At 25.6% G+C, this 19,483-nt stretch carries 13 protein-coding genes and 2 pseudogenes; all 15 read left to right on the forward strand.

Annotated features, from left to right (window positions below; genetic code table 4):
• The first annotated feature begins 668 nt into the window (after positions 1 to 668).
• Complete coding sequence (locus tag SFLOR_RS01960; RefSeq protein WP_157806923.1) at positions 669 to 2,066, forward strand: type 1 periplasmic-binding domain-containing protein; 1,398 nt, start codon at positions 669 to 671, stop codon at positions 2,064 to 2,066.
• 126 nt (positions 2,067 to 2,192) lie between these two features.
• A pseudogene (locus SFLOR_RS06145) lies at positions 2,193 to 2,660 on the forward strand (ATP-binding cassette domain-containing protein); the annotation flags it as partial.
• A gap of 339 nt (positions 2,661 to 2,999) precedes the next feature.
• Positions 3,000 to 3,686 (forward strand): annotated as a pseudogene (locus SFLOR_RS06150) (ATP-binding cassette domain-containing protein); the annotation flags it as partial.
• A 1-nt stretch (position 3,687) separates the two neighbouring features.
• Complete coding sequence (locus SFLOR_RS01970; protein ID WP_100916420.1) at positions 3,688 to 5,790, forward strand: ABC transporter permease; 2,103 nt, start codon at positions 3,688 to 3,690, stop codon at positions 5,788 to 5,790.
• Entirely contained in the window at positions 5,780 to 6,682 is a 903-nt protein-coding gene (locus tag SFLOR_RS01975) for an ABC transporter permease (protein ID WP_100916421.1), read from the forward strand. The genes SFLOR_RS01970 and SFLOR_RS01975 overlap by 11 nt, the downstream gene beginning before the upstream one ends.
• 265 nt (positions 6,683 to 6,947) lie before the next feature.
• Positions 6,948 to 7,505 carry an elongation factor P gene (efp, locus tag SFLOR_RS01980; protein ID WP_100916422.1) on the forward strand — a complete coding sequence of 186 codons (558 nt, stop codon included), beginning with the start codon at positions 6,948 to 6,950 and terminating at the stop codon, positions 7,503 to 7,505.
• 24 nt (positions 7,506 to 7,529) lie between these two features.
• Positions 7,530 to 7,820, forward strand: a complete 291-nt coding sequence (locus SFLOR_RS01985) for an MMB_0454 family protein (RefSeq protein WP_100916423.1) — start codon at positions 7,530 to 7,532, stop codon at positions 7,818 to 7,820.
• 108 nt (positions 7,821 to 7,928) lie between these two features.
• Positions 7,929 to 9,824, forward strand: a complete 1,896-nt coding sequence (locus SFLOR_RS01990; RefSeq protein ID WP_100916424.1) for a hypothetical protein — start codon at positions 7,929 to 7,931, stop codon at positions 9,822 to 9,824.
• Between the two features lie 113 nt (positions 9,825 to 9,937).
• Positions 9,938 to 11,281: a hypothetical protein gene (locus SFLOR_RS01995; protein WP_100916425.1), complete on the forward strand. Its 1,344-nt coding sequence runs from the start codon at positions 9,938 to 9,940 to the stop codon at positions 11,279 to 11,281.
• A gap of 51 nt (positions 11,282 to 11,332) precedes the next feature.
• Positions 11,333 to 12,280, forward strand: coding sequence for a hypothetical protein (locus SFLOR_RS02000; RefSeq protein WP_100916426.1), 948 nt, complete (start codon positions 11,333 to 11,335; stop codon positions 12,278 to 12,280).
• A gap of 173 nt (positions 12,281 to 12,453) precedes the next feature.
• Positions 12,454 to 13,743, forward strand: a complete 1,290-nt coding sequence (gene tig, locus SFLOR_RS02005; RefSeq protein WP_100916427.1) for a trigger factor — start codon at positions 12,454 to 12,456, stop codon at positions 13,741 to 13,743.
• 98 nt (positions 13,744 to 13,841) lie between these two features.
• A complete protein-coding gene (gene lon / locus SFLOR_RS02010; RefSeq protein WP_100916428.1) occupies positions 13,842 to 16,217 on the forward strand; it encodes an endopeptidase La in 2,376 nt (791 codons plus the stop codon).
• Between the two features lie 90 nt (positions 16,218 to 16,307).
• Entirely contained in the window at positions 16,308 to 16,619 is a 312-nt protein-coding gene (locus tag SFLOR_RS02015; protein WP_100916429.1) for a hypothetical protein, read from the forward strand.
• On the forward strand, positions 16,610 to 18,166 hold the full coding sequence (locus tag SFLOR_RS02020) for an ABC transporter ATP-binding protein (RefSeq protein ID WP_100916430.1): 1,557 nt from the start codon (positions 16,610 to 16,612) through the stop codon (positions 18,164 to 18,166). Before SFLOR_RS02015 ends, SFLOR_RS02020 begins: the two co-directional genes overlap by 10 nt.
• A gap of 58 nt (positions 18,167 to 18,224) precedes the next feature.
• Positions 18,225 to 19,475 (forward strand): replication-associated recombination protein A, encoded by a 1,251-nt coding sequence (locus tag SFLOR_RS02025; RefSeq protein ID WP_100916431.1) that lies wholly within the window; start codon positions 18,225 to 18,227, stop codon positions 19,473 to 19,475.
• Positions 19,476 to 19,483 lie beyond the last annotated feature (8 nt).

The following is a 19,483-nucleotide window of genomic DNA, read 5'->3' on the forward strand; positions in this document are numbered from 1 at the left end:
TCTATTATTAGTAACATATTATACGTTGAAAAACGAAACAAAAATAAGTAAGAATACTTAAAAACTAAGGAGAATAAATTAATAATTTAATTTATTTTTTTATATTCTTTTATTGTTGTATTCATTTATATAGGATTCAGTCTTTTATGCATTTAAGAAAAGTAATGTAATTTTCTAAATTCTTTATTTTTTCTTCAATTTCTGTTAATTTATCAATAATATTATTTCTCTCAGTCAATAACATTAATTATATGATATTCAAAAGATTTATATTTGATATTATTAATTGCAGTTTTTATTATATTTAAAAATATTTTTCTCATAATTGGACTGTATTTAGTTTTTATAAAAAAAGATATAATTATTTATTTTTAATAAATTCTTATTAAAAATAATAAAAAAGTATCTTTTTTTTATTAATATACCTTATAATAAATTTGTAAATAAAGTAAGTGCTTTTATAAATCAACATATTGGGTTGATGTTTCTACAATGTACCTATACATTTCTAAAGGCAAAAAAATGAAAGGAGTAAATTTTTTAATAGGAATTTTAAAAAATTTACTCCTTTTTTTAACAAATATAATAGCAAGTAGCTTATTTACACATAATCATTATGAAATATGTTCAAAAAAAACTTAAAGGAAGTTTTGAAAGGAAAAACAAAAATGAAAAAATTATTATCAGGATTAATGGCAGCAGCAGTTGTAGCATCAAGCTCATCAACTGTTATTGCATGTGGAAGTGGATCAAAAACTTGAAACGATATTTATTTAGTAACAGATGCAGGAAAAATAAATGATAAATCATTTAATGAATCTGGATTTGAAGCAGGAAATAAAATTATGGAAATGCTTAAAATAAATGAGGCTCGTGAAGCTGAAGGAAAATCTAAATATGATAGTATTGGTTATTATCAACCACCAACTGTAGATGATATTAGTAAAGGTTACAAAAATGCTAAAAAAGTTGGAGCTAAAACTTTAATTTTACCAGGATTTCACCATGCAGGTGATAATTTAGATCAAGCGTCAAAATTAATTAAAGAAAACAATGGAAATGCAATATTTTTAGATGGATCTCCAGTTGATTCAAAGGGACAAAAAATTTCAAACTCAGTTGGTTTCTTATTTAGAGCAGATATATCTGCATTTTATGCAGGAATGTCTTCAATTATTTGATCAATAGCAAATGATAATTATAACTCAGATAATAACTTAATTCTTGCAACATTTGGAGGTACTCCAAATGGGTTAGCTGTTCAAAGTTTTATGCATGGTTATTTAGCTTCTATTCAAGTATATAATCAGTTAAAAAGTGAAGATGCTGGTAAAACAACAATCAAAAATCTCTTGAGAATTGCTAATTCAAAATTAACTGATGAAGAAGCTACAAATAAAATGGATGCTGTAAATGTAAAAAGAGCAAATTCACAATCAAATGTAAATAGTGGATCAGCTCAAACTGACTATTTTACAGGAACATTTAATGCTGGAGAAGGTAAAGACATTTCAACAAAATTGATAAATACTGATAAAGCAAATGTAGTAATGGGTGTTGCTGGTCCTCAAACAGGAGATTTACTTGGTGTAATAAAAGCAAATCCATCACAAAAAACAATGGTTGTTGGTGTTGATTCAGATCAAGTGAACGCTTACACAGACAGTAGTGATAAATTTATTACCTCTGCTGAAAAAGATTTAGTTGCTGCAACTATTGCTGGAGCTGCAAAAACAACATATCTAAATAATACTGATTTTGGAAAAAGTGCAAAAGATTATATTGATAAAGCTATTATAAATGATGACCAACAAAAAGAAATTGAAGCAAACAATGGTAGTTGAGCTGGTCAAGAAATTTACTTAAATGGAAAATTCTCATATAGTGAAAAAAATAAAGTAAACAAAAACTTACATGATGCTATTGAAGCAGCATTTAATGGAAATAATTTAATTGAAGCTTCAACTCATTATTTCACAAAATTAGCAAGCTCAGCAGATTGAAAAGTTACACTTGCAGATGCTGAAATTACTAAATATGTAAATACTGTTTTGAAAACAAATTAGTTACTTTATAAAATAAAATAATTTAATATTAATTAAAATGTACAGGATTAATTTTAAATTAGTCTTGTGCATTTTTAAGGAGTAGATAATATGAATAAATATGCTGTGGAAATGGAAAATATATCAATGATTTTTAATAATACAATCATTGCAAATAAAGATGTTAATTTCAGAGTTAAAAAAAATGAAATTCATGCCCTTGTTGGTGAAAATGGAGCGGGAAAATCAACTTTAATGTCAATATTGTTTGGTATTTATGAACCAACAGCTGGTCAAATAAAAATTAATGGAAAAGTGGAAATGATTTCAAATCCAATTAAAGCTTCCAAATTAGGAATAGGTATGGTACATCAACATTTTAAACTTGTTGATATTTTTCCTTTATGAAAAAATATTTCTTTGGGTTCAGAAGAATTATTAGCAAAAACTATAATAAATTCAAAAAAAATTAAAGAAGATATAAAAGAAATAATGGAGAAATATAACTTTAATGTAGATTTAAATCAAAAAGCAAGCTCAGCAACTGTTGGTGCTCAACAAAGAACAGAGATTTTAAAAATACTTTATAGGAATGCAGATATATTAGTTTTTGATGAACCAACTGCTGTTTTAACACCAGATGAAATTGATGGTCTATTACAAGTTATGAAAGAATTTCAAGCTGCAGGTAAAACTATTATTTTTATAACTCATAAAATGGCAGAAATTTGAAAAGTTGCAGACTCTGCTACAGTAATTAGAAAAGGGCAAGTTATTGATACTTTTGATATATCAAAAACCTCTCCTGAAGAATTAGCAGAAGCAATGGTTGGAAGAAAATTGGTGGACATAAAAAATGATTATTCTCAACCAAAAGAGGAAGTTGTTTTAAAAGTTGATAATATAAGTGTAAAAAAATCAAGTAATCATAAAATTATGGGGTTAAAAAATTTTAGTTTAAAAATTAGAGCTGGGGAAATTGTGGCTATAGCTGGTGTTGAAGGAAATGGTCAACAAGAGTTAGTTAATGCAATTACAGGTTTATCAAAATTAGAAGAGGGAAACATTTTTATAAAAGATAATAATATCTCAAAAGAGTCAATTGCAAATAGATATAAAAAATATAAAATGAGTCATATACCAGAAGATAGACATAAACATGGATTAGTTTTAGATCAAAACCTTTTAGAAAATATGGTTTTGCAAGATATCTCTACTAAAAAATTTAGTAAATATGGAATATTAAACTTTTCTGCAATTCAAACATATGGACAAAAAATTTTACTAAATTATGATGTAAGAAATGCACAATCAGGTTTTGCAATTGCAAGACAACTTTCAGGAGGAAATCAACAAAAAGCTATTGTAGGAAGAGAAATGACTCGTGAAAGTGATTTAATAATTATTTTTCAACCTACAAGAGGTTTAGATGTAGGATCAATAGAGTTTATTCATTCACAAATTTTAGAAGCTAAAAAAGAAGGTAAAGCAATTCTATTAGTCTCGTATGAATTATCTGAAGTAATGGCACTTGCAGATAGAATATTGGTAATTAACTCAGGTGAATTAGTGGGAGAATTACCTGGTAAAAATGTTAAAAAAGAAGAAATAGGTAAATTAATGTTAGGAAAGGGAGGTTAATATGGATTTTAAATTAAATAGATGATTAAGAAATCAGAAAATTAAAAGTAATTTAATAAATGAAAAAAATTTAGTAAAACTTAATTACTTTAAATCCTCTGTTATTGCTATTTTAATAGGTTTATTTATGGGAGCAATTATTGTTTTTGCTCAAAATTTTAATGGATTAAGTTTCATATTTACTTCTTTTGGTTATTCATTTGATTCAGATACAATTGATGAGACATTAAATTATTTTACAGTATTTATTTTTATGGGTCTTGGTCTTGCACTTGGTTTTAAAGTTGGACTATTTAATATGGGAGGTTCTGGACAAGCAATTTTGGGAATGGCTTTGGCTATAGCAATTATAGGTGCAAAAGCAAAAGCAGAAGGTCTAACTGATATTAAATATATTGATAAAAACTTTATAATAGTAATATTTTTAGTATTTATACTAAGTGGTGTTCTTATATCAACAATGGCTGGTCTATTTAAAGTATTTTTCAATATTCATGAAGTTGTAACTACTGTTATGCTAAATTGAATTGTTTGATATTTAGCAAGATGAATGTTGTTGGATACAAAATTAGGATGACCTGAATATTCCAAAGAACCAAATCATGCTTCACCTTCATTAAATCCAGACTGATTATCAATTGGTGATAATAATTGAATTCTTGGAATTATTTTGTCCTTATTATCAGTATCTATAATTTATTTATTACTTAAATTTACTACATTTGGTTATAAATTTAAAGTAGTTGGTAAACAACCTCAAGCAGCAATGTATGCAGGAATTAAAAATAGACAATATTTAATTTTAACAACTGCTTTACAAGGTTTATTTATTGGTTTAGGAGCTGTTTTTTATTGAGTTAATATAAAAAAAAGAATGACAGTTAACACAACTGATTTACCATCAATAGGTTTTGACGCAATACCAGTGGCTTTGGTTGCTTTTAACAATGTGCTTGCAATTGTTCCAATAGCATTAATTTGAGCAACATTAAAAGCAGGTTCAGATAGAGCAATTGGAGTTGACTTTATTGGATTATCTACTGAAACACCAAGTCTTATTTTTGGAATAATTATTTATTCATCAGCAATTTATATTTTATTTTTAAAATTTAGTCCTATAGAAAAAATAAAAACATATTTATTTGAACTTAAATGTTCTATATATCAAGATTTAAAATTGGAATCTAATATAAAAATAAGTGCTATTAAAAAAGAGATGAGAACTATTTTTAGTAGAAATGACATATTAGAAATTAAAGAACAAATTGAAAAACAAAAATCTGAGTTAAGATCTCTTAAAGAAAAAAATAAAAAATCCTTAAAAAATGAAACTGAAATAAATTCTAATAGTAAAGAACAAATTTTAGTTAAAGAAGAGTTTATTAAGAAATTAGAACTTCAACTAAAAGAAGAAATAAATAATTATGTTGGTATTTATAAGTCAAAAACTAAAATGATAAAAGGAGAACTTCTTTTAAATAGAAAATCTTTATTAGAAGAGTATGAAAATAATTCATATAAAGGTTTAAATAAAAAAGTTAAAAATGAATTGAGTTTAAAATATTTCTCTATTATGGATCAATTTGTTTTAATGCAAATTGAAAGAAATGAATTAGTTAAAAATTTAAAAAGAGAACTTAAATTAACTAAGGAACTTGATTCAAGAAATAATATAAAAGAACAAATTAAAGAGACTAGAGTTAGTTATGATAAAAAAGCTAAAGATATTATTAATGAATATAATAAATTAAAAAAATCTAAATTTGAAAAGTTAAAAGAAGCACAAAGAGAGGCTAAATTATATTTAAATGAAATTAATATTAAATTTGAAGATGTATTAAAAAATTCAAAATTAGATAACAAAACTGAATCATTAGAAATTAGTAAAATAAAAGATAATATAAATATTGTGGAAAATAAACTAAAATCTATAAACTTAGATAAAGAACAAAAAGAAACTCTAAACTCTGAACTGAGTCATTTAAAATTAGATTTAAAATCAGAAGTTTACAAAAACTCTATGAACAATAAAAGAAATAATCTAAAATTAAAAATAGAAAAATATAAACAAGAACTGGAGGTAGTTGATAAGTATGGCTGCTAGTTTGATGGAAAATTTCTCACTATATTTTGCAGTATTTGCATTAGCCGCAACGTCTGGTTTAATTGCTGAAAGATCTGGTGTTGTTAATGTTGGTATTGAAGGTTTTATGATTATTGGTGGATTATTAGCAAGTTTAGTTGGTTCTTCATTAGAGCCAATAGCAGGTAATGGATCACAAATAATTGCATTATTAGTTGGAGCATTATTCGGAGGATTATTATCTCTATTACATTCATTTGCTTCTATAAAATTAAAAGCAGATCAAATTGTTTCTGGTACAGCTATAAATCTACTTGCTCAAGGATTTGGATTATATATAGCAACTACTGGTTCAACATTTATTAATGGAAAATACACAATAATAGCGTTGGATTCATTAAATATTATTTCAATATATCTAATAATTACAATAATAATTACATTAAGTGCAGGTTTATATTTTACATTTACTAAGCCAGGAATGAGACATATAGCTGCTGGAGAAAATCCAAATGCTTTGGAAGCAGCAGGGGTTAATGTTATTAAGTATAGAGTACTAGCTGTATTTGTATCAGGTTGTATTGCAGCATTAGCTGGTGGAATTTATATAATAACAGTAAAAGGATCATACTTCCGTGGAACAGCTGATGGCTTTGGTTTCTTAGCATTAGCAATTATGATTGTTGGTCAATGAAGAATTAAATTTGTTGCAATTGCATCAGCAGCATTTGCTTTCTTCTTTGCTTTATCAAAGGTTTTACCATTATATACAAATTCTGGTTGACTAACACAAAATAAAAATTTATTTTTAGTTCTTCCTTTTGTATTATCTCTGGGGACAATGATTGTACTTTCTAAATGATCAAAACCACCAGCAGCAGTTGGTATACCATATGATAAATCGAAAAGATAACCTAAATTTAAATGGAGAAAATAAATCTTATATTTTTATAAATTAAAAGCACTAGTAAAAACTAGTGTTTTTAATTTATTATTTTTTTACTTTTTTAATGTTATGTCATTATAGTTCATCAATTTCACAATATATTTTTATTTAATTTTAATTTATATCAAAAAATAATTACTTTCATATAACTTAAAATTAATTAAGTTAATATCTACTAAATATTTACTTTTTTAGATATAATTTATTTATAAATACTAAAAGGAGATTAATAATGTCAGTAAACGATTTAAGACCTGGAAGCACATTCTTATATGATGGAAATATTTTTGTAGTTTTAGAAAACTCATTTTCTAAAACAGGAAGACAACAAGGAAAAGTAACAGTTAAAGTTAAAAATCTTAGAACTGGTGCTCGAGTTGAAATTACATTCACTGGTGGAGAAAAAGTAGAAAAAGCCTTAATTGAAAAAAAAGATATGCAATTTTTGTATAATGATGGAACAAATTGTGTATTAATGAATATTGAAACTTATGAACAAGTTGAAATTGCATCATCAAAATTAGACTGAGAACTTAAGTTTATTACTGATGGAATTATGGTTAAAATGACAGAATATAATGGTGAAATTTTAGGTATTACAATTCCTGAAAAAATTGAACTTACAATAGTTGAAGCAGAACCTGCAGTAAAAGGTGATACAACTAGTGGTGCTCAAAAAAAAGCAAAAGTTGAAACAGGATTAGAAATTACAGTTCCTTTATTTATTAAAGAGGGAGAAAAAGTTCTAATTAATACAACAGATGGTAAATATTCTGGAAGAGCAAATTAAAAATAGAATGGGAGAGATAATTAAATGTACATTTCTATAGAAAGAAACTCTAGAGGTTCTTTAGAGATTGATGAAAAATTACTAAGCAAAATAATTGAATTTGATGTTCGCTCAAATGCTAAGGGATTTAAAGATATCCAAGCCTCAGTAAGTATTCATCAAGAAACTAGTTTATTTATTGTTGTGAGAATTTATACTATGGAAAAGGGGTTATTTTTAATGGATGGTGTAAAAGTAACTTCAATAATTAATGATTCTATTCATAAAACTTTAGGAATTAAACCAAAAAATATAGCATTTGCATTTATAAAATAGGTCTAAAATGAGCCTATTTTTTTAGTACTATCTATTATAGTCTCTTATGCTATTAAAACGTTTAAAAATAGTGTATAATCATTTTGTATTTAAATGGAGGTACTTGGTATGGCGGCAGCTAAAAAAAATACTACAGGTAAAGAAACAATTAATAATAAAAAGCCTGCTACTAGTGAATATAAAAACCAAAAGTTTGGTCCAAAAGCATTAGCATTAATTAATAAATATAATTTACAAACAGATGATAATTATAAAAAATTAATTTCTTCATATGAAAGAATTAATTTATTACCAAAAAATGATCCAAGAAGACCTAATTTAGTTAGTTTATGAGAAGGAGAATTTAACAGAATTTTTAAAAATTTTTGAAATAATTTTGCAAATGGTCAAAAAAAGCAAGATGTTGGTGTTGCAGGTTGAAAAGATAGATTAAATATTAGAACAGTTGCAATGTCTCCAGATGAAAAAAGAAAAGATTTATTGTTAAAATTATCTCCTGGTGTTATTTCTACAAATAGAAATACTAAAGAAGATATTCTTTCAAGAGCAGGATATGTTAATCAAAATAGAACAGATCAATTTAATTTTACAGCAGTATCAAAAAGTGGACAAAATATTTATGAAATTGAAAACTTATTAAGTAGTACTGTAGAAGAAAAAACTATAAGTCAACCTACAAGCATTTTACAAAATGCTTTTACTGTTCCTCCAAAAAAAGAGATAATAGAAGAAGAAATTTCAAATTCTGCTTCTATTTCAACACCTTTTGTTGATGAAGAAACTGAAATAATGACTTCAAAAGTTGTACCAGATCCAAATTTATTAGAATTCATTAATGAAGGAAAAGCTTCATCTAAAATAAGTACAGAAGAAATAAAAAATTTGAAATTAGAAGAACAACAAAAAGAAGAAAAAAGCTTAAATTTAAAAAATGATTCTAAAGATGATAGCATGGAAGAATATGTTGCAAGAGAAAATATGACAAGAGAAGAGTTTAATAGAGAAAATAATATTCAAATAGATGAAAAACAAATTGAAATGGAGAATCAAAATTTAGCACCTATTGAATTAGGAAGCGATTTTTTTGAAAAACATTTAGTACAAAATCTAAACTCAAAAAAATATACTAAAGCTGATAAAGTACTTGCAAAAAGAGAATATACTATTAAAGATGAAGGAATTGATCCAGAAAAAAGAAATATTCTTTCAAAAGAAGGTTTTGAAATTAATATTGATGAAGATAAAACAGATTTATCAGGAAATAGATCATATGAATATAAAAACAATGTCTCTAGATCAAAACCATATCATGAAGAAAATCCAATAGGTTATTATCCAATGACTTATGATTTGACAAAAAGACCTATAATGCAAGAGTTAATTGATTCTCATGAAAGAGAAGGTCAAGTCTTCGATGAAATGAAAGAAAAAATTGAATTTTTAAGAGAATTAAGAAACGAACGTCGTCATAGAATTAATATGATGAAAATTGAACGTGCAAACAGTTATATTGTTGTGCGAGCAAGAAGGTTAGCAGAAGCTAGAGAATTAAGAAGATTAAAAAGACGTGAAGACTTTAATCTAAAATCAATGGAAAAAGCAGAAAGATTAAGAAGATTACAAGAACGTCAAAAATTAATTGAATTAATGAAAGAAAGACAGTTAAAAAGGTCTGAAGAAAAACGCGTAGCTGCAGTTTTAAAATTAGAACGTGAAAGACGTCTTGAAAGAGATGCGAAATATAGAACAGAAATTGCATCAATTGATGCTCAAATTAGATATGAACAAGAAATGATAAAGCGCACTGAATTAAAAATGAAAGCTTACTTCACAAAAGTTCATGATGACGAATTATTTGATAAATCATTAAAAGTTGCAAAATCAACTACTCCAAATTACAAGTCAATTGAAGATAAAGCAGAAATTATTCATCAATTAGAAGAGAAAAAACGTAAAGAAAGAGTAGAAAAAATAACTAAAAAATTTATAAAAAATATTAAATAGTTAAAATCATGGACAAGAATTTATTTAAACTTGTCCATTTTTTGCATAATCTCAATTAAATTTATATAAATAAAATGCAATTGATAGCATTTGAAAAGAAAGGAAGATAAATAATGACAAAAAAAAATCAGATAAAATCAGAGCAAGATTTTCAATTGTTATCACCAAAAGTAAAAAATAGAATTAAAAGCTTAATTGAAAAAAGATTAAATAGTCAAACTATAATGCTATTTGCAAAGGAATACGAAGGTTACGATTTTGAATTTAGAGAAACTTTAATTGAATACATTAATTATTTGATGAAAATTGAAAGAGAAAAATGATTAATTGAATCAAATTATTTATATGGGAAACATACTGGAAATGCGCTGCCAAATCCAAAACAAATTCACTTTAATGAAACTCAAGAAAATCTTAAGAAATTTCAAAATTATCTAAAAACTGATATAAATTCTGCTTTAAAAAAAGCAAATGATTTGGAAAAGCAAAAAAAAGTTATTCAGAGATCTGAAATTCTTAAATCATTTGAAGTTTCAAATTTAAATAAAGCTGAAACTCAGGAACCAAAAATACAACAAAAAAAAGAAGTTAAAAAAGAAAAAATAATTAATAAAGAATTAAAATCTGAAAATATAGCAAAAAAAGAAAAGAAAAATCAGAAAAAAGAATTAAGTTTATTAGATAAAATGCTTTTAGAAGCTAAAGCAAGAGAAGAAAAAGAGGCAAAAGAAGCAAAGGAATTAATAGAAAAGGAATTAAAAGCCAAAAAGCTTGAAGAAGAGAAAAAACTTGCAGAAGAAAGAAGGCTTGCTGAAGAGAAAAAACAAGAAGCTATTCGTAAAGCGGAATTAAAAAAGCAAAAGCTTTTGGAAAAAGAACAAAAAATTAAAGAACAAAAAATTAAGCAAAAAGATGAAAACTCTAAACAAATGAAATCAAAAACTATTAATCTAGCTGATATAAAACCAACTAATATAAAAAGAGATTATGAAAAAGAACAAGCTGAAAAAGAAAAACTATGAAGAGAATTATATGGAAAAGCGAGAAGCGAGTCATTAAAAAATAGGGAAAATGATAGTTTAAAAACAGAAAAATTTGTTGAATTTGATAAAAAACCAAATTTTGATCCGGAATTAGATATGCAAGAAACTTTTACAATCTTAGGTAATACTTTTTCAATGCAAGAAATTACAGATCCTAAAAATAAGTATTTTAATTTTTGATATAATTTGAAAAAAAGAACAGGAACATCAAATATAACTGTTTGATTGAATACTTATCCAAATAAACAAAAATTTATTCTTAGAAAAAGATTGAAATATCAAGAAAATAAGGGATTATGAGAAAAAATTAAATTAATTTTTGGTAATAATTCATCAAAATTAAAAGTAGCACAAAAACAAAGAACATTAAAAGAAGAAGCAAAAAAGAAAACCGAAATTAATAAAACTAAATAACTAAAACTTAAATATAGATAATATTTCTATAAATAAAAAAAGGGGTAAAATATGTATTATATATTTACAGTTTTAGGTTCTTTATTTTTGCTTTGATTAATAATAGTTTTAGTGATTCTTAAATTTTTAAAAATTAATAAAACAAAAAAAATTAGAGAAGATAAAAATCATTTTTTTTATATAAGTAAATCACATATTAAAGGAAAGTGATGAGCTTCAAATGATGGTAAATTGGAAAAAAAATGAATGGAAATTCAAGAATGTGATTTTGAAATTACTAATTTTGATTATAAGGAGAATTTCTCTAAAAGTTTTTTAAACTCTAATTTTAAAAAAACGAGACTTTTTTTATATAAAAAAATATCAAAAAAATTAGAGAATAAAGTTATAAAGAAAATTAAGTTCTATACAAATTGTCTTGAAAATATATGATTCAAAAAATACAAAATTATGTTCACAAATTTATTTAATGAAATATCTGGAATTACTGAAGCTCCAGAATATTTCTTTTATAAATATTATTTTAGATTTATTTCAGAAATTAGAAATAAAATGATTGAGAAACTTTGTCAAATAATAATACCTAGTATAATTGCAAATAATTTAACTGATGAGAATATAAAAAAAGAGCCAACATCAAATGAGTATGAGAAAAATATTTTTATTACTTTAGAAAAAATTTCATTATTTGCAGAAGAATTTTGAAATTTAATGAATAAAAAAAGAAAAGAAGAAATCAAAGAAAAAGGTCATGACTGAAAAGTTAATTATTCCTCTAAAAATGATTTTTTAAACTCTTTTTTACCAAAAGAAATGATAAAAAAGAAGATGCTAAGAGAAAATATAATTATTTTAGCAAAAAAATATAAAATTCCATTTGATGGTAATGTAATAGAAACTATTAAATTGTTAGAAAAGTATTCTAATAGTGTTGAAAAAGATGTAATTAATTCAATCAAATTATTGATATTTGCATATATAGATGAAATTAATTTTTAAAAGCACTTCACAAAAGTGTTTTTTTAATTTTTTTAAAGAATAATAGAGATTTCTAGTTTTGAATAAAATAATCTAATAATAAAATTAAGTAGTGTAATAAGCACTAAAATACTTAACAATATATAAATATTTGTTATAATTAAAAAGTTATATATAAAAGAGGAGAAATTTATATGAAATTTAGTGCAAAAAAGATTGCTGATAAAGGGCAAGGAATATGAATAGTTACAATAGAGGGAAAAGAATGGGAAGAAGCAATTAAAAAGGGAAAAAACAAAGTGTCTGCAAATATGGAAATACCAGGTTTTAGAAAAGGTAAAATACCAAAAGAAAAAATTGAGCAATATTTAACTCCTGTTAAATATTTAAATGCAGCTGTTCAATCAGTAATTGAAAAAGCTTGAAGCTTTGCAAAAGAGCAAAAAACTGATGTTGAACCATTTAACTCACCAGTACCCACACCAGCTAAAGTTAGTGAAAAAGAATGTGAATTGCATTTTGTATTTGATTTAAAGCCTGAAATCAAAATAGGAAATTATAAAGGAATAAAATCTAAGGATTTAGTTAAAGAAGAAATTAAAGTAGAAAAAGAAGATTTAGATAAAGCAATTGACCAATACAGAGAAAGATTTGTAATGGAGAAAGAAAAAGAAAAGGATCAAAAAATAGCAAAAGGTGACTCTGTTATTTTTGATTTTGAAGGATTTATTGATAATGTTGCTTTTAAGGGTGGAAAAGGTATTGACTTTAAATTAGTTATTGGAAGTGGACAAATGATTCCTGGCTTTGAAGATAAAATGATTGGTAAAACATTAGGAAAATCTTCAATTAATGTTACTTTTCCAGAAGATTACACTCCTGAATTAAGTGGAAAAAAAGCAGAATTTAAATTAGATATAAAAGAAATTAAAGAGAGAGTTTTACCTGCAAAAGATGATGAATTAGTAAAAGATTTAAATTTACCAGGAATTAAAACTTTTAAAGAGTTAGAAGCTAGTCTAAAAAAACAAATTCTTGAACAAAAATTAAGTCAAACTAAAAATATTTTTGTAAATAATGTAATAGATATAATAAGAAATGATTCAAAAATTGAAATTCCAAAATCTGCAATTAATAAGGAAATTGATAATTTATATAAAGAATTTGAAGCAAAAGTACAAAGCCAAAAACTTACTATAAAAGAATATAAAAAACAAACAGGTCTAAGCGATCAAGATATCAGAAATGAATTATTTCAAGATGCAAAAAAACGAATTGAAAGTTATTTAATTACAGATAAAGTAAGAAATACAGAAAAATTCGAAGTTTCAAAAGAGGATATGGAAGAAAAATATAACTCTCTAGCTAAAACTTTTGGAGTAGAACCAGATTTTATTAAAAACTCTTTAATACCTGAAGTACAAATTAAAGAAGAAATAATTAGAGAAAAAATAGTTGACTTTTTATATTCAAATAATGGTTAAAAAATACAAAGAATTGTATTTTTTTATTTTTTTAGCACTTAACATTTGCAAGTGCTAATAATTGTGTTATCATATTTTTGTACCTAAGGAGGAATAATATGAATAAAAAATTACCAATGCTAATAACACGTGGGAGTTATATTTATCCAACATTTGATCAAGTATTAGAAATTGGAAGAGATAAAACAACACTTGCTGTTAAAGAATCTGTGGAAAAATATGAAGGGAAAATTCTGATGGTTTCACAAAAAAAACCATTAGAAGATGAACCTAAAATTGAAGATTTATTTAAATTTGGAGTATTAGCAGAAATAAAAATAAAAAAAGAATGAAAAGATGGTACATTAACTGTAAATATAAAATCAATTTCACGTGCTGAAATCAGTGACATTGAATTAAAGGATTTTTATATTGCAAATTATAAAGTAAAAGATAGCTTAAAAAGCTCAAATAAAGAGGCATTAGATAAAATTACAAAATATATAAAAGCAATGATAAGTTCACAAGATGAATTTCCATCAGAAGTTGAAGAAATTATTAATTCAGCTCCAAAAGAAGTTGATCCAAACTTTATTGTTGATAGTGCAGCGAATTTAATGCCATTTATGCCTATTGAAAAAAAACAAGCAGTTCTTGAAGAATTAGATCCTGTTAAAAGAATTGAAATAATTAATGACTTTTTAGATGAAAAACGTCAATCAGCTGATATTGAATCATCAATTAGTAAAAAAATTAAATCAAGAGTTGATGAACAACAAAGAGAATTCTATTTAAGAGAAAAATTAAAAGCTATTAAAGAAGAATTAGGAGACATGGATGGTGAAGGAGATGACTTGGCAAAATACAAGAAACGCCTTGAAACAGAACCATTCCCAGAAAATATTAAAAAAAGAATATTATCAGAAATAGATAAATGTGAAGGTATGCCAGCAGCTTCATCAGAAGCAAATATTACAAGAACATATATTGATTGAATGATGCAAACTCCTTGATGACAAAAAACTGAAGAAAAAACTGATTTGAAGTTTGCAAAAAATATTTTAGACAAACATCATTATGGTTTGGAAAAAGTTAAAGAAAGAATAATTGAATATTTAGCTGTTAAACAAAATACTAACAAGGTTAAAGGACAAATAATTACTCTAGTAGGTCCTCCAGGAGTTGGTAAAACAAGTTTAGCAAAATCAATAGCTGAGTCAATGGGAAGAGAATTTATAAAAATGGCTCTTGGTGGAGTTAAAGATGAATCAGAAATTAGAGGTCACAGAAAAACTTATATAGGAGCTATGCCAGGTAGAGTAATACAAGGAATGAAAAAAGCAGGAGTTAAAAATCCAGTTTTCCTACTTGATGAAATTGATAAAATGGCAAGTGATTATAGAGGAGATCCGGCTTCAGCAATGTTAGAAGTATTAGATCCAGAACAAAACTCAAAATTTTCAGATCACTATTTAGAAGAAGAATATGATTTAAGTGATGTTGTATTTATTGCAACAGCAAACTATCCAGAAAATATTCCTGAAGCATTATATGATAGAATGGAAATTATTGAGCTTTCAAGTTATACTGAAATTGAAAAAATGAAAATTGCAGAAGAATATTTAATTCCAAAAGTATTAGATGATCATGCAGTTTCAAAAGATCAAGTAATTTTCACAAAAGACTCAATTAATGAAATTATTAAACATTATACTAGAGAAGCTGGGGTAAGGCAATTAGAAAGATGAATTGCATCAATTGTTAGAAAATTTGTTGTAAAAATGTTAAACAAGGAAATTGAAACTTTAAAAGTAACTCCAAAAGTAGTTAATGAATTATTGAAAAAACGTATTTTTGAACATACTGAAAAAGAAAATGAAGCACAAGTTGGAGTGGTTACAGGTCTTGCATATACTCAATTTGGTGGAGACATTTTACCAATAGAGGTTAATCATTTTCCAGGAAAAGGTGGTTTAGTACTAACTGGTAAACTTGGAGATGTTATGAAAGAATCTGCAACTATTGCTTATGACTTTGTTAAATCAAATTACAAAGCGTTTGGAATACCTAAAGAAGTATTCAATGAAAATGATATACATATTCACGTTCCTGAAGGAGCTGTTCCAAAAGATGGACCAAGTGCTGGAGTAACAATTACTACTGCAATTGTATCTGCTCTAACAAATAAACCAGTTCCAAAAGAAATTGGTATGACAGGTGAAATTACACTAAGAGGTTTAGTGTTTCCAATTGGGGGATTAAGAGAAAAATCAATATCAGCTCATAGAAGTGGATTGAAAAAAATCTTAATACCATTTAAAAATACAAAAGATATAGAAGATATTCCTGAAGAAGTTAGAAAAGAACTAGAAGTTGTTCCTGTTCAAAAATATTCAGAAGTATATAAAAATGTATTTGGAATAAAATTAAATGATTTAGTAAGAGAATTGCCTATATCAACTTCTTCAAAAGAAGAAACAAAAAAAACTCATTAATAATTTAAAAACAACTCTTTTTTAGGAGTTGTTTTTAAATTATTTGTGATAATATTTCAATATCAAAAAAATATGAAAGGAAAAAATAATATGGATCAATCGTTTAGTACAACAAATATGCCACTAAGTGATGCTAACATAACAAATCCCAAAGAAGATTCAAACGAATATATTCCAGATGATAAAGTTTATAAACTTGTTAAAGAAAAAAATAAACTTAAGTTTTCTTGAATTGTATTAATTTATGGATGAAAGTATAAAGCATTATTTCTAAGCGTTGTATTTGTAGTTACATTTAGTGCCTTTTTGGTAAGTTTAAATACTTTATTTTTAAGTTTGTACTTCAAGCAACAAGACAAGACAAAGTACATGGTCTTACTTGATACTGATGAATGGCTATAACAGCATCAGATCTTGTTTTACTTTATATATGTACTTATATTAGGAACTCTTGTTCAATTATGTTAGCTGTAAGAATAGAAGTTGAATTAAGAAATTTAACAATTAAAAGACTATTAGAACAAGATATTAGTTATTATTCAGATAAAAAAATTGGTAAATTAATGACAAAACTTGTTGGAGATACTAATGTAATAGGAAATGAAATTTCAGGTATGATAGCTTGAGTTATACAAGCACCTCTTGTAATTATAATGGGAACTGCAACTTTATTTATATTGCATTGACAAATGGCTTTAATTGCAAGTTTATGTGTTTATTCATTAGCTCTTTTAGTTATACTATTTTCATTAAGATACCAAAAAAAAGTTAAAACCGTAAGAGAAATAATTTCAGATGTTAATGGAGATGTTATTGACAGAATTGGAGCAATTAAATTAGTAAAAGCAACAGGAACTAGAAGATATGAAGAATCAAGACTTAATGCTTTGCATGAACCTTATATAAAAGCTTTTAAACCAATTTCAAGAATTGATGGAACCTTATTAGCTATGTTAATTGCATCTGATGTTCTTATAAATTTAATAATGATAACAGTTGCAATTTCATTTTTTAATAATTCAGATATGATGAATGTGACTTTACCAGCATTTATTTCCGCAATGGTTGGATTAACTCGTCCGTTATGACAAATATCTGCTATTATTCCTGGTCTTTCAAGAGTTGCTGCTTCTTCAAGACAAATCTATGAAGTAATTGAAAAGGAACCAATTTTAGATGACAAAGATAAAACAGGAATATTGTTCGATGAAAATATTGTAAAAATAGAGTTTAGACAAGTAAAATTTAATTATCCTGAAAAACCAGAAGTAAATATTGTTCCAGAATTAAATATTACTCTCGAAAAGGGAAAATCTTATGCTTTTGTTGGAGAAACTGGAAGTGGTAAATCAACTATTTCTAAACTGCTTTTAAGATTTTATGATCCAACAGAAGGATGCGTATTGGTAAATGACAAAAATATTAAAGATTTTAATTTAAAAAGTTATTTAAGTCATGTGGGTTATGTTGAACAAGAACCTTCAATAATTTTTGGAGATGTTTATGATAATGTAAGATATGGTCATTTTCAAGCAACAGATGAAGAAGTTCATGAAGCGTGTAAGAAAGCTCAAATAGATCAAATAATCAATAGTTGACCTTATGGATATCAAACAATTTTAGGAGAACGTGGATTGTTGTTGAGTGGTGGACAAAAACAAAGACTTGTTATTGCAAGAATTCTATTAAGAAATCCTGAATTGCTAATTTTGGATGAAGCAACAAGTGCTTTAGACAATATTGTTGAAAAAGAAATTCAAGCTCAATTAAATGAACTAATGAAAGAAAAAACATCAGTTATTATTGCTCACAGATTGAGTACAATTAAAGATGTAGATCAAATATTTGTTTTAGCTCCTGGTAAAGAAATTGTACAACAAGGAACTTACAAAGAGCTAATTAAAACAGCAGGTAAATTTAAAGATTTACACGATGCAGGAAATGCATAAAAAAACTAATCAAAATGATTAGTTTTTTTATGCTATTATTCAATTAGGAGTTGAAAAAATGAATAAACCTTTAAGTTTTCTATTAAGACCAAACTCTTTAAAAGATATAGTTGGACAATCTCATTTAATTAATAATAAATATGGAATAATCTCAAAAATGGTAGAAAAAAAATTCCTTACAAATTTAATTTTTTATGGCGCTCCTGGTGTGGGCAAAACTTCAATGGCAATATCAATTGCAAATGATTTAAATACTAAATATGAATTGTTTAATGCATCAAATGATAAAAAAGAAAAACTTCAAAAGTTGATTGATTCTTCAAATCATGAAGAACAATTAATATTAATAATTGATGAAATTCATAGAATGAATAGAAATATTCAAGATTATTTACTTGAATATATTGAATCTAAAAAAGTAATAGTTTTTTTAACAACCACTGAAAATCCTTATTTTGTAATAAATCCTGCTATTAGAAGTAGATGTACTATTTTAAAATTAAAAGAGATTAACTCAATAGAAATGAATGAAGGAATTAAAAGAATTTTAAAAAATAATAATATTTCTCTAAATATAGAAGAAAATGCATTTGAAAATCTTTGTGAACTTGCTAATGGAGATTTAAGAGTTGCTTTAAATGCTGTTGAGATTTTAACTACTCTTTATTCAGAACAAATAATAAATAGAGAGATTATATCTTCAATTTTTGATCAAGCAGTTACAAAAGGAACTGGAGAAGGAGATGAATATCATGATCTTAAATCTGCTCTTCAAAAATCAATAAGAGGAAGTGATGTTGATGCAGCACTTCATTATTGAGCTAGATTAATGCAAATAGGAGATTATGAAGTATTAATGAGAAGAATGACTATAATGGCCTATGAAGATATTGGATTGGCAAATCCAACGATTCCATTAAGAGTTTTTCAAGCCTGTCAAATTTTTAGACAAATTGGAATGCCTGAAGGAAGAATTATATTAGGATTGGCAATTATTGAAATGGCCTTAAGTGAGAAGTCTAATTCTTCATATATGGCGTTAGAAAAAGCTTTAGAAGATGTTCAACAGGGATTGGCACCTCCAATTCCTATGTATTTGAGAGATAATCACTATAAAAATGCTCATAAGCTTGGTAGTGGAATAGGGTATAAATATCCTCATAATTATGAAAATGATTGAGTAAATCAACAATATTTACCTGATGAAATAAAAGACATTAAATATTTCAACTTTAAACCACATAGTGCTTATGAAAAAAAATTAATGGAGATATACACAAGATTTACAAATAAAAATAAGTTAAAATAGTAAAAAGA

The organism is Spiroplasma floricola 23-6 (genome assembly GCF_002813555.1).
Classification (GTDB): domain Bacteria; phylum Bacillota_I; class Bacilli_A; order Mycoplasmatales; family Mycoplasmataceae; genus Spiroplasma_A; species Spiroplasma_A floricola.